This window comes from Cognatundibacterium crateris, from assembly GCF_010078235.1.
Classification (GTDB): Bacteria; Pseudomonadota; Gammaproteobacteria; order Burkholderiales; family Burkholderiaceae_D; genus Undibacterium; species Undibacterium crateris.
On record NZ_JAABOS010000001.1, the window covers coordinates 105,100 to 118,932 of the forward strand.

Genomic DNA, 13,833 nt, shown 5'->3' on the forward strand with positions numbered 1-13,833 from the left:
CGAATTAGTGTTTCAGATCCTGCTGGATCAGCATAGTATGGAATTCACCGGTTTGCTGTTTTTTTTCATGATCCGCATGCAGGTGTGGCAATTCTATGCTTAAGCAAGTCCCTTCGCCGGTATTGCTGTGGACGGTGAATGTGCCATGCATTGCTTTCACGCGTTCACGCATACCGACCAGACCAAACGAACGCGTTTTGCGGATATCTTCTTCCTCTATGCCACGGCCATCGTCGCAAATAGTGAATTTCAGATGCGTTTCAGTTTCAGAAAATTCTATATGGACGGTTTGTGCCTGTGCATGGCGGGCGACATTGGTTAAAGATTCCTGCACTATCCTGAAAATAGCGGTGCTTTGTGCATCATCCAATATTAACTGCTCTTCATCGGCGATCAGTTCACAATGGATCTGATGCCTTTGCGAAAATTCTTTTTGCAGGGTCTGCAGGGCAAAATACAAGCCGCCTTCATCCAGTGCGCGTGGCCTCAGGTCAGTTGCGATGCGGCGCAAAGTAGTAATTGCGCTCAGAATTAACTGATCCATGCTTTGTATCGTGGACTCATTCCTGCTGGTGAGCTGGTTGTCACGCTGCAGCAAGGACAGATCCATACGTAAGGCAGCGAGTAGCTGGCCTAAGTCATCATGTAATTCCCGTGCTATATGCTTGCGTTCTTCTTCACGGATGGACTGTAATACGCCAGACAGCTGACTGAGCTCTTCGTGATAGGCCGCCATTTTTTCTTTGGCGATTTTGCGGTCAGTGATGTCCCGGAAAATCACGGTGTAAAAACGTTTTCCATTCTCTAACTGATGCGCAATCGAGGCTTCTATCGGGAATTCCTCGCCATTGGCACGGCAGCCTGTGACATAAAAGTCTTCGTAATGGGTGCCCATTTTCCTGCGGGTGACACCGGTTTCACCAAATTTTTTGACATGGTTGCCATGTGCATGGCGGTGACGCATAGGAATCAGGCGATCGAGTGAACTACCTTCCAGTTGTCCGACTTCATAGCCAAAGATGCCGGCTGCAGCCGGATTGATCAGGATAATGTTTTGTTCTTCGTTGACGGTAATAATCCCATCAATCGCGGTATCTATCATACGGCTAAGACGTTCGCGCTCTATGCTCAATTCTTCTGCGGATACGGCCAGTTGTTTGCTGCTTTCCGCCAGTTGGGCATAGGGCGTATGGATATTGACTGCCACCATGCTGCGGTAAATCGCAATGGCCGCCATGAGTTGCATCAGATGGCCAAGCACGATATTGAGGTCATTGGTTTCTGTATAGATGCAGAAATAGACTTCTGATACCGCCAGTAACAGGCTCGCCAGAAACAAGGGCAGGCGGTTGATATGTAAATGCTCTGCTGAATTACGTGTTTCCAGCTTACTTGCATGTTGATAGAACAGATAAGCTGACAGCAGGTTAATCCCTATCAGTCCCGCTTCACAGGCGACTTTGAACCAGGTTTGACCCAGATGTTCAACGTAAGTCAGCGGTATCATGTGCGGGAAAAAGAAAATCAGCCCAGCCCAGAGTGCGGTGCCGGTCAGTGCGCTCAGTAAGATGGCGTAAGACTGACTTTGTGATATGTCCGCATCTTCCGGGTCAAATGCCAGGCCTAGCAGGGTTGCTGCTACGATAGCCCGGCTCGCCAGCCAGGCGCTGAATGACTTGTGCATATCGATAGCAGTGTCGAAGCCTGGCATGCCCATAAAACTGATGGCATGGGCAAAGCCGAGTATGGCGGTGCATAGAAAAGCGACTGCCAGGATGACACTGCTGATTTTCCGGGTGCTGCCAAACGCATTCCAGCAAACGATGAACACCGAGGTAAAAATAATGATCGTGACGGTTTCCAGTAAGGTGTGTACCGGAAGCGGATTGCTGACAATAAATTGGGAAAGAAATGCCTGGTTCATCCAGCCTATGAAGGAAAAGAAGATGAGTAATACGGCGAGCAGACGTGCCCGGTTCAAATTCGGGTGGTGTTTTCCTGAGCTGGACATGGGAATGCGGTTTGGACTAAAAGCAATATTTTAACTTGTCGCTATCCTGCCCAGTAATAAAAAAGCACCCTGATTCAGGGTGCTTCGATGCTGCAATACTCTGAATGGGATTCAGAACTGCGCTGTACGTACTCAATGGGACATAAATACCGGAACTGTCATGCTCTCCAGTATGGTTCTGGTCACGCCGCCCATGATCATTTCGCGGAAACGTGAGTGCCCGTAACCACCCATCACCAGCAAATCGCTGTCAAGGTCATGGGATAGCGAGAGCAGCGCATTACCGACATCGGTATGGGTAGTGTGCACAGATACCTCCACTTTTACGCCATGCCTTGCGAGGTAAAGTGCAATATCAGCACCTGGCTGTTCGCCATGCGCACCTGGATTTTTCTTAGGATTGAAGATGGCGACCTGTACCAGATCCGCCTGTTTTAACAGTGGCAGCGCATCGGTCACGGCGCGGGTTGCTTCGCGGCTCGCATCCCAGGAAATCAGCGGGCGTTTACCTATGGTGGGAAAGTCGCCGGCATAAGGAATAATCACAGCTGGTCTGCCTGCATTCATGACTATGTATTCCGGAAAATCCGGTAAAACCGAGGGAGAGGGCTCATCCGGATTGGTCTGTCCTATCACCACCAGATCACTATAACGCGCTTGTAAGCCTATACCGCCACCTGCTTCATCATTGGCGATGGAACTTTCAAAAGATTGCAGACTGGTCTGGCGCACAACGGTCTCAAAACTGGCAACCGCTTTTTCTGCACGTTCCCGCAAAAACTTCAGATGTATCATCAGATTCGGATCACTGGCGCTGATGTTCCCATCCTGGTAAATGAAACGGGAAACACCAGTGACCGCAGTACCGATTAAATGTGCTTCTTCTTTCGCGGCAAGCTGGGCTGCAAACTTTACCCGTAAATCGGATCTTTCGGTTTCGTCTATGTGGACGAGTATCGTTTTATAAGTCATTGCAAGGCTCCTTGAAGTTCCCGGAGCGCATGGCCCCGGGAATGTTACTGGGAATTGCGAGGGTGCTAGAGTGCGAGAATGCGACTGAAGCTGGGCAGATGCCCAGCCTGTCACTGATATTATGCGGCAACTGCGGCTTCGCCACTCCAGCTTGGCATTAATTTTTTACCTACCAGCGCAGATACTTTGTCTGTGACCTTGTTTCTTGCTTTTGCAGGTGGCAGGCGGCGCAATGTTTTCAGTGAGCTCGGGTCCAGCAGGGAAATTTCACGCTGATCCACGCTGATCAGACCCATTTCATTGAATGCAGATAAGGTACGGCTGACAGTTTCCAGTGTCAGGCCCAGATAGCTGCCAATTTCATGCCGTGTCATACGCAGATTAAACGACTTACCTGAGTAACCGAGCTGGCTGAAGCGTTCGCCCAGATTCGTCAGGAAACGAGCTACCTTGGCTTCTGCACTCAATGCACTCAGCATGCCTATCATGCTTTGTTCGCGTACCAGTTCGCGGCTCATCACGCTGAACATCGCATGTTCCAGTTCGGCATAGCTGCGTCCCAGTGCAGCAAAGGTCTTGTAAGGCATCAGGATAATGTCGCAATCAGATAAGGCAACGGCTTCAGAAGCATGATGCAGCGAGTGTATGCCATCGATGCCGAGCAGATCGCCTTTCATCGGGAAACTCAGTACCTGTTCATTTCCATATTCATCGATCAGCACTGTTTTCAGGAAACCGGAATTGACGATGTACAGTGTGTCGAAATTCTGGCCTATGGTATGGATGCGCTGACCCGCTTTGAAACGTACATGCTGGAACAGCACTTCTTCATCGGCACTCACAGCAGGAGCTGGAATATGCAACAGATCACACACTTCGCGCAAATTGGACCACAAATTGCCGTGGCAGCGCCATCCGGCTTCCTGATTGCCATGGCTGGCCATTGCTCTCATTTTGGTATTGGCTGACAGAGTGGACTGTGATTGAAATGCTGTTGTCATTTGAGGCTCCACGAGATAAATTGAAAAATTTGAAATTTTGGTAAATTCTTTTATTGCCATCGCAGTAAATAATCGGGAATCTGTGCAAAGTCTTTTGACTTATCCAGAAATCCATCTGCTCCTGCGCGCATTGCCTGGGTACGATTGTCGTCAGTTGAGTGATTTGTCAGCACAACCACCTTAATCGCCGGTAAATTCTCTTTCACTTCTTTTAGCAACTGCAGACCGTTCTGGTCGCCAAGTTGCAGGTCCAAAAGCATGGCATCGGTATCGGATGCTTTTACTTGTTGATAGGCCTCGTAGATATCACCGCAAACGCCAACGACATGGAAGCCTGGAATTTCTTCAATAAAGCGCACCAGTCGTTTCTGGATGAGTAGAGAATCTTCAACAATAAATAAATTCATAATTCCTTGATACCGGACAAAGCTTTGTTTGCATGTGTCCATTATCACGAATTCAAAACTTGATTTAAATCAGGCAATGCTGATTTGAAATGTCGGATTTAACCCTGGCTGACTAGGAATATTCCTACAAGCACAAATGCTGATGCTTGCGGCGCGTAGCAGTGATGGCTGACTGCACATAGGGGTGCTGACAGCTCAGGGTCAGGCCTGGAGAAAAAAATGAAGGGAGCGAAGTGCGAGGCGCCCGGGGCTGGCCTGAGCGCGAAACAGGGAGGGGACTTAGTTCTGCGGAACCAGTAAATGGTGGGTGATGGCGTACTGCACCATGTCGGACAGATTGCTCATGTTCATTTTTTGCATGATGCGCATCTTATGCGTACTGACCGTTTTGACGCTCAGATGTAATAGCTCGCCAATTTCAGTAATCGATTTGCCTTTCACCAGATAGCTGAATACCTCGAATTCGCGGTCAGACAAGCTGGTATGCGGCATGGTTTCATTGGCTGGCATGGCATTCATGGCCAATTGCTCGGCTACTTCTATGCTGATGTAGGGACGACCGGAAGCGACTTTTCTGAGAGCGGTGACCAATTGGGTACCGGCACTTTCTTTGGTCAGATAGCCACGCGCGCCGGCGCGAATAGCGCGCACCGCATACTGCTCTTCTTCATGCATGGTCAATATCAGTATCGGCAGTTTGGGGAATTCTTCCTTAATCTGGCGTATCAGATCGACACCACTGCGGCCCGGCATCGATAAATCCATCAGCAGTACATCAAACTCAGTGTTTCTGACTTTTTCTAAGGTATCAAATCCATCCACAGCTTCGGCCACAACCTGGATGTCGTCTATGCCTTCCAGTATGCGTTTGAGTCCTTCGCGCATAATGGTGTGGTCGTCAGCGATGAGTATGCGTGTCATGGGCTACTTCAATTGTTAGAAATTATTACAGGAAGCGCGCATTGTACTGCAGAAGACTGGTATTGAACGCGCAAAGTATAGTTAGCTGCTGCCTTTGCTGAACTGCAGTGATCGCAGTTGCGTCTTTGATAAGTCAGGGCTGGCGGTGATGCGTAATGTGTCGCAGCCATGCCAGGCGCTGAATTCTGTGAATACCTGCAACAGGTCTGCACGCAGCCGTTCGCTCCACGAAAAGCCAGGCTCAGCATGGAAGGCCTTGATCTCCATGATACGGTCCGCACGGTGCGCCTTTGCATCGATGCGCGCGATGAATTTACCATTCCTGAGTACAGGCAGACAGAAATAGCCATACTGCCTTTTAGGCTCAGGGGTATAGCATTCGAGCCTGTAATCAAAGTCAAAGAATTCTTTCAGGCGCTGTCTGTCCCACACGACCGGGTCAAACGGCGACAAAATCCGGCAGCCGCGTATCTGTGCCTCTGAATTCTGCAGCTCGAGTGCCAGAGCCGCATGGTCAGGGTGGATAGTGTAAGTGTCTGGCTGACCCTTGATAGACGCAGGCAGTAACAAGCCTTGTTCTGTCAATTGCTCCGGTGTGTTAGTGGCTGCCAATGGGCGCTGCCTGAAATAATCTCTTACCCAGGCTGATTTGCATATGCCCAGTGCCCGGATTGCGGTCAATACCATGTCGCGCTCGGCCTGATGTGGTGTGCAAGGATTGCTCTCATCGCGCCAGTCCGGATGCACGCGTTCGGTCAGGTCGTAAATGCGCTGAAATTTATCGCGCCGTGCCACCATTAACTGTCCGCTGGTAAATAAAACTTCTAGCGAACGCTTTTCAGGCTTCCATTCCCACCAGCCCGATTTGCGTGCCTGATCTGACTGAAAATCGCGTGAGCCGGATGCGCCCTGAGTGCGTATGCTGCTCAGTACGTGATTGACGTTATCTGCCTGTTCATTGAGCCATTTTTGATTGAATTTCCAACCCAGATGCTGGGGCGACAGCATTTGATGGCGGTACCAGGCGAACTGTTCGATAGGGAGAAAGCAGGCTTCGTGTGACCAGTATTCAAACAACTGACGCTCAGCTAATAACTCATCCAGCCATTGCGGCTGATAGTGGCCTAAACGGCTCCACAGCACCAGATAAGGGCTGCGTGCGACGACATGTATGGTATCGATTTGCAGTGCACCCATCTGGCGTATGCACTGCAGTACGTTTTGCTTACTGGCTTCCCGTGCAGGCCGCTTCAACAAGCCCTGGGCATGCAAATGCAATTTGCGCGCCTGGGCTGGAGTGAGTTGTAGGCCTGCATTCATCGGAATTTCCCGCTGCCGGGGCGGACTGCTGCGTGCGTCCGCCTTACTGCCGTATCAGAAGTGTTTCAGGCCGATTGCAGCCTTCACTTCGTCGGTGGTTTTTGCTGCCACTTCACGTGCACGCATGGTGCCTTCTTTGAGCATTTGCAGAACCTGACCACGATCCTTGGCAAACTCTTCACGGCGTTCACGGATAGGGGCGAGCATGTCTTGCAATATGCCTTCCAGGCGTGCTTTCACCACGCTGTCACCCAGGCCGCCGCGCACATAGTGGTCTTTCATGGCTTGCAGGCCTTCTTTGTCTTGGTCAAATGCGTCCAGATAGGTGAATGCGACATTGCCTTCCAGATGGCCGGGATCACTGACCTTCAAATGCAAAGGATCGGTATAGACATTGCGTACCGCTGCTTTGATTTCTGCCGGTGTCGCACCGAGGTTGATCACATTACCCAGGGACTTACTCATTTTAGCCTTGCCGTCTATGCCCGGCAGACGACCGATTTCCGGCACCAGTGCCTGGCATTCAACCAGGATGTCCTTGTTGACCAGGCGATTGAAGCGGCGCACGATTTCATTGGTTTGCTCTATCATCGGAATCTGATCTTCGCCTACCGGCACCAGGCTTGCTTTGAAGGCGGAGATGTCGGCGGCCTGGCTGACCGGATAGGTCAGGAAGCCTGCCGGGATATCACGCTCAAAATTGCGTAATACGATTTCCTGTTTGATGGTCGGATTACGTTCCAGGCGCGCGACCGATACCAGGTTCAGATAATAGAAAGTCAGCTCAGTCAGTTCAGGAATCTGGGATTGGATAAAAATCGTCGATTTGGCAGGATCGATGCCAACTGCCAGATAGTCGAGTGCGACTTCCAGTACATTGTTATGTACCTTGACCGGATTATCCATATTGTCTGTCAGCGCCTGCGCATCGGCCAGCATGATGTATTGCTGATACTGATGCTGGTATTTGACGCGGTTACGCAGACTACCCACAAAGTGGCCCAGATGCAGGGGGCCGGTCGGGCGGTCGCCGGTCAGGATTAAATGGTTTTTGTTTTCTGTTGTACTGGCTTGCATAAAGAATCCGTAGGTTGAAACATGCGTAAAAAAAGCCGCATTCAGTAGGGCGGCATTTCATTGTGGCGTTCTGATTTTGCTCTATGATGCAGCCTCAGCAGATTGTGTGTCAAGTTTGGCCTGAATGTGGCGTTCATTGATACATTTCAACAGTCTGGCGCAAGGATACGTGTACTCAAATGGTAAAATCCATCCCATTTCTTACAATCCTGACTGGATTGAATTTTTTGGCAAATCGGAAAGAATTTATTTTGAACGCGACCTCTCCCCAAAAACTGATCATCGCCTCGCGCGAAAGCCGTCTCGCCATGTGGCAGGCTGAGCATGTACGTGACCGTCTGAAATCCTTGTATCCTGACTGTGACGTACAAATTCTAGGTATGACTACGCGTGGCGATCAGATACTGGATAAGGCTTTATCGCAAGTGGGTGGTAAGGGTTTGTTCGTCAAGGAACTCGAAGTTGCGATGGCCGAAGGCCGTGCTGATCTGGCAGTGCACTCGCTCAAAGATGTACCTATGGATTTGCCTGAGGGCTTTGCGCTGGCAGCAGTCCTGGAGCGGGAAGATCCACGTGATGCCTTCGTGTCCTCAACATATGCAGCGCTGGACGAGTTGCCGGCGGGTGCTGTCGTTGGTACCAGCAGCCTGCGGCGTCAGGCTTTGATTGCAGCACGTTTCCCGCATTTGGTGGTGCGGCCTTTGCGCGGCAATCTCGATACGCGTCTGAAGAAACTGGATCAGGGCGAATACGCGGCGATTATTTTGGCAGCAGCAGGTTTGAAACGCCTGGGCCTGGCTGAACGCATACGTGCATTTCTGGAGCCGGAGCAAAGTCTGCCTGCGGCCGGACAAGGTGCGATGGCGATAGAAATTCCGGCTGACAGACCAGAGTTGCAAGCCTGGCTGGCGCCTTTGAATCATGCGCTGACCGCAGAAGCGGTGCATGCCGAGCGCAAGGTGTCAAAGGCGTTTGGCGGCAGTTGCCAGATTCCGTTGGCTGCGTATGCGCAGCAATCTGATGGTCAGGTACGTTTCCGCGCCATGATCGCCAGTGTGGATGGGCAACGCATAGCGCGTGCAGATATGACTGCGCCTGCGGGACAGGCTGACCAACTCAGTCAGGAAGTCATTGCCATATTGAAGCAGCAGAATGCCGAAGAAATACTCGCATTGTGCCGTACCCAGGATGCCTGAATTGATGGCAACTGGCAGACCGGTCGTTATTACCCGCCCCCTGAAACAGGGTGTGTTGTTTCAGCGCCTGCTTAGTCAGGCGGGTTTGGCCGGTGTGTTGTTTCCCTTGTTGAATATCACTGAGCTGCCGGATACTACTGAGTTGCGTGCTTCGCTAGCACGGCTGAATGATTACGCGATGGTGGCGTTCGTGAGTCCGAACGCGATCGATCATTATTTTGAGCACGTTCAGTCATGGCCGCAGCAAGTCGATATTGCAGTGATGGGTGCGGGTGGTGTCGCTGCTTTGCAGGCATACGCAGATAAACTGCAGGGTGTGCGCATTATCAGCCCAACTAATCCGCTGAAGACAGATTCTGAAACTTTGCTGGAAGAACTGGATTTGCAGCGACTGGCTGGCAAGCGGGTATTGATTGTACGCGGGCAAAGCGGTCGAGAATTCCTGGCGGATGCCTTGCGCTCCCATGGTGTGCTGGTGGACCAATTGCCTGCATATTTGCGCAGTGAGCCCAGCTTTGATGCGCAACGACAACAGCAATTACATGCACTGATCAGGCAGCATGCGATCTGGGTGATTACCAGTTCAGAGGCTTTACGGACTTTGGATAGCTGGATCAGGCAGTCAGGTGAGGATATAATCGTGGCAAATATGCAAGGTCAGCATTTGCTGGTTCCGCACCGCCGAATTGCTGAAACGGCGCAACAGCTTGGATTTCATTCAATTACTTTAACTGGCTCAGGCGACGAACAGTTGCTTGTCGCGTTACAATCGCAGATATGAACGAATCGCACAATAATCCAGGCGTTCCGCCTGTTGCCCAGGAATCTGCAACTGCATCATCAGTTGTGGAGACACAATCCTATCGTCAGGAAACAAGTGGCGCAGGCTGGACTCAGCCTGCCTATCTGTTGTCAGGCGTACTTGCCATGTTATTAGCAGCCAACTGGTGGAGCTCACAGAATCAGATCAGCAATCTGAAGGAAGAGGTCGCCAAACGTCTGCTGAGCGCGGATGCATCCAGTACCGAAACCCGTTTGCTGGCAAAAAATTCCCAGGACATCACCAAGGAAATCCAGACTAAGGTAATTTTGCTGGAAGGCAAACAAACCGAGGCACAAAGTCAGCAACTGGCTTTGGAGCAGTTGTACCAGGATTTATCTAAGAACCGCGATGAATGGGCGTTGGCGGAAATTGAACAGGTGCTCGCGACTGCGAGTCAGCAATTGCAATTAGCAGGGAATGTACAGGGTGCATTGATCGCATTGCAGAATGCTGATAGCCGCCTGGCAAAATCGGATAAGCCGCAATTCATCACTATCCGCCGTGCCATTGCCAAAGACATCGATAAGCTGAAGTCCCTGCCGGCGCTGGATCTGGCTGGTATTGCACTGCGACTCGATAGCGCGATTGCGCAAATTGACCATATTCCTTTGTGGTCCGATGAAAAATCAATTATTACCTCGACGCCACCGAAAGCCCCTTTGCGTGTGTTATCAAAATCCAAGGCTGCTGATAAGGCGGGCAAGGATGATAAAGAAGAGGAACTGACCTGGACCATGCGCGTGCAGGATTCCTGGCAAAGTTTTTCTTCGGAGATGTGGGGTGAGGTGAAGCAATTGATACGGGTGCGCAATGTAGAGGCCCCCGAAGCCTTGTTACTGGCTCCGAATCAGTCTTATTTCGCGCGCGAAAACCTCAAGCTCAGATTGCTGAACGCGAGGCTGGCCTTGTTGTCGCGTAACGAAAGCGTGTTCCGCAACGATATGATCCTCGCGCAGGATGGACTGTCCAAGTACTTCGACACCCGCGCCAAACAGACACAAACGGTACAGGCCTTGCTGCGCCAGATTCAAGGCAGCAATTTGTCGATAGAAATGCCTACTTTAGTGGAAAGTCTGAATGCTGTCCGTAACTACAAGGTGAAGCCATAAATGACGATTTTTATCCGGCTTCTTATTTTATTTGCACTGGCAGTCGGCCTTGCCATCGGAGCCCGCTTCAATCCGGGTAATGTCGTGCTGTTCTATCCGCCTTATCGGATAGATTTGTCACTGAATTTGTTCCTGGTTGGTTTGTTATTACTGTTTGTGGTTGGCTATCTGGTACTGGCAGCCATCAAAACGACGCGCGATATGCCAGCCAGGGTTGCCGCTTACCGCCAGGGTAAGCGTGAACGTGATGCTAATAAAGCCTTACGTGAGTCCCTGAGGACTTTGTTTGAAGGCCGTTTTGGGTATGCAGAAAAGGCGGCGGCACGGGCAGCAGAATTACCTGAAAATGCAGGCGTGGCTGCCTTAATTGCTGCCAGAGCTGCACATCATATGGGCCAATTTACGCGACGTGATAAATGGTTGTCCAGCGCAGAAGCGGATGCCAGCCATAAAGTTGCGCGCCTGGTCAGTGCGACCGAGCTGTATGTGGATCAGCACGAGTCAGATAAGGCATTAGAGGCAGTCAAAGAGCTGCATGCCAATGGCAGCCGCCACATTCAGGTGCTGCGTTGGGCCTTAAAAGCGAATCAGCAAGCAAGACGCTGGGCGGATGTGCTCAAATTAGTCCGTACTCTGGATAAGCATCACGCGCTGCACCCGGCCTTATCGAATCGCCTTAAAGAGTTGGCGTATGAGGATTTGCTGCGTGATCACGCACATGATGCAGAATCTATCCGCCGTGTTTGGTATGAAATTCCAGCTGTCGACCGTAAATCGGTGACGGTTGCCTATCATGCGGCGCTGGCGTTTAACGGACGTGGTTTGTTCGATGATGCGCGTGATATTGTCGAAAAAGCTTTGCAGTCTGAATGGGATGAGCGTTTGTTGCGTGCTTACCGTGATGCCGCTGCTGCTGAGGGCTCCGCTGCTTTATTGTCACAAATTGAACATTGTGAAAAATGGCTGCTCGAACATCCAACCGATCCTGAGCTGGCATTGAGCCTTGGCAGCTTGTGCTTCCGTCAGAAATTATGGGGCAAGGCGCAAAGACACATGGAGCAGGCTTTGTCTGATGCGATTTCGGCAAGTACTGTCAGAGAAGCTAATCTTAAGCTGGCGCAGTTGCACGAAGCGCTGGGGCAGGATGAGGAAGCGGCTTATCACTATCGCCAATGTGCCATTGCGACCACCTTATAAATTATCTGTTTTGATACTTTGGTGTTTTCTATATGCACTGCACAATTGGCGGCGGAAAGCCGATATAATTCTCCCGAAATAATTTTCAAACTTCCTGATTTTTAATAGAAAGAGTGACATGAGCTTGAATAACGTTCCTGCAGGTCGTGATCTGCCAAATGATTTCAACGTAATCATTGAAATCCCTATGAATTCCGATCCGATCAAATATGAAGTTGACAAAGATACCGGTGCTATTTTTGTTGATCGCTTCATGGGAACAGCAATGCATTACCCATGCAACTACGGCTATGTTCCTCAAACCATCGCTGGTGATGGCGATCCGGTCGACGTACTGGTGATCACACCATTCCCGCTGATTCCAGGTGTGGTCATTCGTTGCCGTGCGATTGGCGTACTGAAGATGACTGATGAAGCTGGTAACGATGCTAAGGTATTGGCTGTTCCAGTTGACAAAATCCTGCCGATTTACGCAAACCTGCAAAAGCCTTCTGATCTGAATGAACTGCAATTGCGCCAGATCCAGCACTTCTTTGAACATTACAAAGATCTGGAAAAAGGCAAATGGGTCAAGGTTGAAGGTTGGGGCGATGTGGAAGAAGCACGCAAGGAAATCCTCGATGGCGTGGCAAATTTCCAAAAGGCCTGATACGGTTTTCCAATAAAAAAATGCGACCTGTGGGTCGCATTTTTTTATTGGTGCCGGCCAGTCAGCGTGAAATTCAATGCCGCAGATTGTAATAAACGGCACATATCAAAGCCAGACCAATCGCTGCGGCGCTGATCCAGCTTATCCGGTTTTTTTCACCTGACGTTTCTTTATCGGCAATTTGTTCAGTCTTGCTTCTTGCACCTTTGCGCTTCAGCTTTTTATCGCGCTCCAGAAACTTTTGCAGTGCTTGCGACATTTCTTCTGCGCTTTGGTAGCGGGCTGCCGTATCTTTACTCATCGCCTTTATGACGATGCGGGATAAGGAGTCCGGAATATTGGGGCTGATTTCAGATGGAGATTTCGGGTTTTTTTGTATGATCTGCTGCAACAGCTTGTTGATGTCGTTCGACTGAAATGGCTTCTGGCAGGTCAGCATTTCATACATGACTGCGCCCAGCGAATATACATCGGTTAGCTCAGTGACTGGCTTACCCATCGCTTGTTCTGGCGACATGTAATTGGGCGTGCCGAGGATATTGTTATTAAACAGTGTAACGTCACCGGTTTTGCCTTCTTCCAGTATGCGGTTGGGCGCACGCGCAATGCCGAAATCCAAAACTTTTGGCTGTTGATTCGATGAAATAAAGATGTTCCCAGGCTTGATGTCACGATGTATTACACCATTAGCATGGGCATAAGCCAGCGCATCCGCGATTTTCTGCATGACGGAGGCGGTCTCGATAATATCGAATTGTCGTCCAGATGCCAGTTCGTCGCGCAGGTCTTTTCCGGGCAGGAATTCCATCGCAATGAAAGTGGTGCCGCCTTCACTCGATGCATCAAATATAGTCACAATATTAGGATGTGATAAGCGTCCTGCAGCCCTTGCTTCATTAATAAACTGATGCTCACGCTGCTTTTTGTCTGCGAGTGTAGTGCTGGTATTCAGTATTTTTATTGCCACATCCCGGTCTATGACCGGATCATGCCCCAGATAAACCGTACCATTGGTGCCAGTGCCGAGTTTTTCTGTTAAATAGAAGCGACCCACACGCTTATTGAGTGGCGCGGCTGCCTGGGAGCTTTCCTGGGGTGTTAAATTATTTTGCATTTGCGCAGAATGCCTTGAAGTGTCAAATAATTCAAG

At 50.3% G+C, this 13,833-nt stretch carries 13 protein-coding genes; 5 read left to right on the forward strand and 8 right to left on the reverse strand.

Features of this window, described 5'->3' with window-relative positions; all coding sequences use genetic code 11:
* Positions 1–4: 4 nt before the first annotated feature.
* The 7 genes from EYB48_RS00440 to trpS all read right to left on the reverse strand — a co-directional run bounded on the left by EYB48_RS00440 (position 5) and on the right by trpS (position 7,709).
* On the reverse strand, positions 5–2,011 hold the full coding sequence (locus EYB48_RS00440; protein WP_162018322.1) for an MASE3 domain-containing protein: 2,007 nt from the start codon (positions 2,009–2,011) through the stop codon (positions 5–7).
* 132 nt (positions 2,012–2,143) lie between these two features.
* Complete coding sequence (locus EYB48_RS00445) at positions 2,144–2,983, reverse strand: universal stress protein (protein ID WP_162018323.1); 840 nt, start codon at positions 2,981–2,983, stop codon at positions 2,144–2,146.
* A gap of 119 nt (positions 2,984–3,102) precedes the next feature.
* Positions 3,103–3,927 (reverse strand): helix-turn-helix domain-containing protein, encoded by an 825-nt coding sequence (locus tag EYB48_RS00450; protein WP_162018818.1) that lies wholly within the window; start codon positions 3,925–3,927, stop codon positions 3,103–3,105.
* Positions 3,928–4,034: 107 nt separating this feature from the next.
* Positions 4,035–4,391, reverse strand: a complete 357-nt coding sequence (locus tag EYB48_RS00455; protein WP_162018324.1) for a response regulator — start codon at positions 4,389–4,391, stop codon at positions 4,035–4,037.
* 279 nt (positions 4,392–4,670) lie between these two features.
* Positions 4,671–5,312 (reverse strand): response regulator, encoded by a 642-nt coding sequence (locus tag EYB48_RS00460; RefSeq protein WP_162018325.1) that lies wholly within the window; start codon positions 5,310–5,312, stop codon positions 4,671–4,673.
* Between the two features lie 81 nt (positions 5,313–5,393).
* Positions 5,394–6,632 carry a winged helix-turn-helix domain-containing protein gene (locus EYB48_RS00465; protein ID WP_162018326.1) on the reverse strand — a complete coding sequence of 413 codons (1,239 nt, stop codon included), beginning with the start codon at positions 6,630–6,632 and terminating at the stop codon, positions 5,394–5,396.
* A gap of 54 nt (positions 6,633–6,686) precedes the next feature.
* A complete protein-coding gene (gene trpS / locus EYB48_RS00470) occupies positions 6,687–7,709 on the reverse strand; it encodes a tryptophan--tRNA ligase (RefSeq protein ID WP_162018327.1) in 1,023 nt (340 codons plus the stop codon).
* A gap of 308 nt (positions 7,710–8,017) precedes the next feature.
* On the opposite strand from trpS, the gene hemC reads away from it, so the two are divergent.
* The 5 genes from hemC to ppa all read left to right on the forward strand — a co-directional run bounded on the left by hemC (position 8,018) and on the right by ppa (position 12,683).
* On the forward strand, positions 8,018–8,905 hold the full coding sequence (gene hemC, locus EYB48_RS00475; protein ID WP_235934851.1) for a hydroxymethylbilane synthase: 888 nt from the start codon (positions 8,018–8,020) through the stop codon (positions 8,903–8,905).
* A gap of 4 nt (positions 8,906–8,909) precedes the next feature.
* A complete protein-coding gene (locus EYB48_RS00480) occupies positions 8,910–9,686 on the forward strand; it encodes a uroporphyrinogen-III synthase (protein ID WP_162018329.1) in 777 nt (258 codons plus the stop codon).
* Positions 9,683–10,837 carry a uroporphyrinogen-III C-methyltransferase gene (locus tag EYB48_RS00485; protein WP_162018330.1) on the forward strand — a complete coding sequence of 385 codons (1,155 nt, stop codon included), beginning with the start codon at positions 9,683–9,685 and terminating at the stop codon, positions 10,835–10,837. Before EYB48_RS00480 ends, EYB48_RS00485 begins: the two co-directional genes overlap by 4 nt.
* Positions 10,838–12,034, forward strand: coding sequence for a heme biosynthesis HemY N-terminal domain-containing protein (locus tag EYB48_RS00490; RefSeq protein ID WP_162018331.1), 1,197 nt, complete (start codon positions 10,838–10,840; stop codon positions 12,032–12,034).
* 118 nt (positions 12,035–12,152) lie between these two features.
* Entirely contained in the window at positions 12,153–12,683 is a 531-nt protein-coding gene (gene ppa / locus EYB48_RS00495) for an inorganic diphosphatase (RefSeq protein WP_162018332.1), read from the forward strand.
* Positions 12,684–12,756: 73 nt separating this feature from the next.
* Here the strand turns inward: ppa and EYB48_RS00500 are convergent, their stop codons facing one another.
* On the reverse strand, positions 12,757–13,797 hold the full coding sequence (locus EYB48_RS00500; RefSeq protein ID WP_162018333.1) for a serine/threonine protein kinase: 1,041 nt from the start codon (positions 13,795–13,797) through the stop codon (positions 12,757–12,759).
* Between the last annotated feature and the right edge of the window lie 36 nt (positions 13,798–13,833).

Bases quoted from the DNA above. Each gene is read 5' to 3' on its own strand.
- EYB48_RS00455 (WP_162018324.1), bottom strand. From the start codon at position 4,391: ATGAATTTATTTATTGTTGAAGATTCTCTACTCATCCAGAAACGACTG.
- hemC (WP_235934851.1), top strand. From the start codon at position 8,018: ATGTGGCAGGCTGAGCATGTACGTGACCGTCTGAAATCCTTGTATCCT.
- trpS (WP_162018327.1), bottom strand. From the start codon at position 7,709: ATGCAAGCCAGTACAACAGAAAACAAAAACCATTTAATCCTGACCGGC.
- EYB48_RS00440 (WP_162018322.1), bottom strand. From the start codon at position 2,011: ATGTCCAGCTCAGGAAAACACCACCCGAATTTGAACCGGGCACGTCTG.
- EYB48_RS00460 (WP_162018325.1), bottom strand. From the start codon at position 5,312: ATGACACGCATACTCATCGCTGACGACCACACCATTATGCGCGAAGGA.
- EYB48_RS00485 (WP_162018330.1), top strand. From the start codon at position 9,683: ATGAACGAATCGCACAATAATCCAGGCGTTCCGCCTGTTGCCCAGGAA.
- EYB48_RS00490 (WP_162018331.1), top strand. From the start codon at position 10,838: ATGACGATTTTTATCCGGCTTCTTATTTTATTTGCACTGGCAGTCGGC.
- EYB48_RS00465 (WP_162018326.1), bottom strand. From the start codon at position 6,632: ATGAATGCAGGCCTACAACTCACTCCAGCCCAGGCGCGCAAATTGCAT.
- EYB48_RS00500 (WP_162018333.1), bottom strand. From the start codon at position 13,797: ATGCAAAATAATTTAACACCCCAGGAAAGCTCCCAGGCAGCCGCGCCA.
- EYB48_RS00480 (WP_162018329.1), top strand. From the start codon at position 8,910: ATGGCAACTGGCAGACCGGTCGTTATTACCCGCCCCCTGAAACAGGGT.
- ppa (WP_162018332.1), top strand. From the start codon at position 12,153: ATGAGCTTGAATAACGTTCCTGCAGGTCGTGATCTGCCAAATGATTTC.
- EYB48_RS00445 (WP_162018323.1), bottom strand. From the start codon at position 2,983: ATGACTTATAAAACGATACTCGTCCACATAGACGAAACCGAAAGATCC.
- EYB48_RS00450 (WP_162018818.1), bottom strand. From the start codon at position 3,927: ATGGCCAGCCATGGCAATCAGGAAGCCGGATGGCGCTGCCACGGCAAT.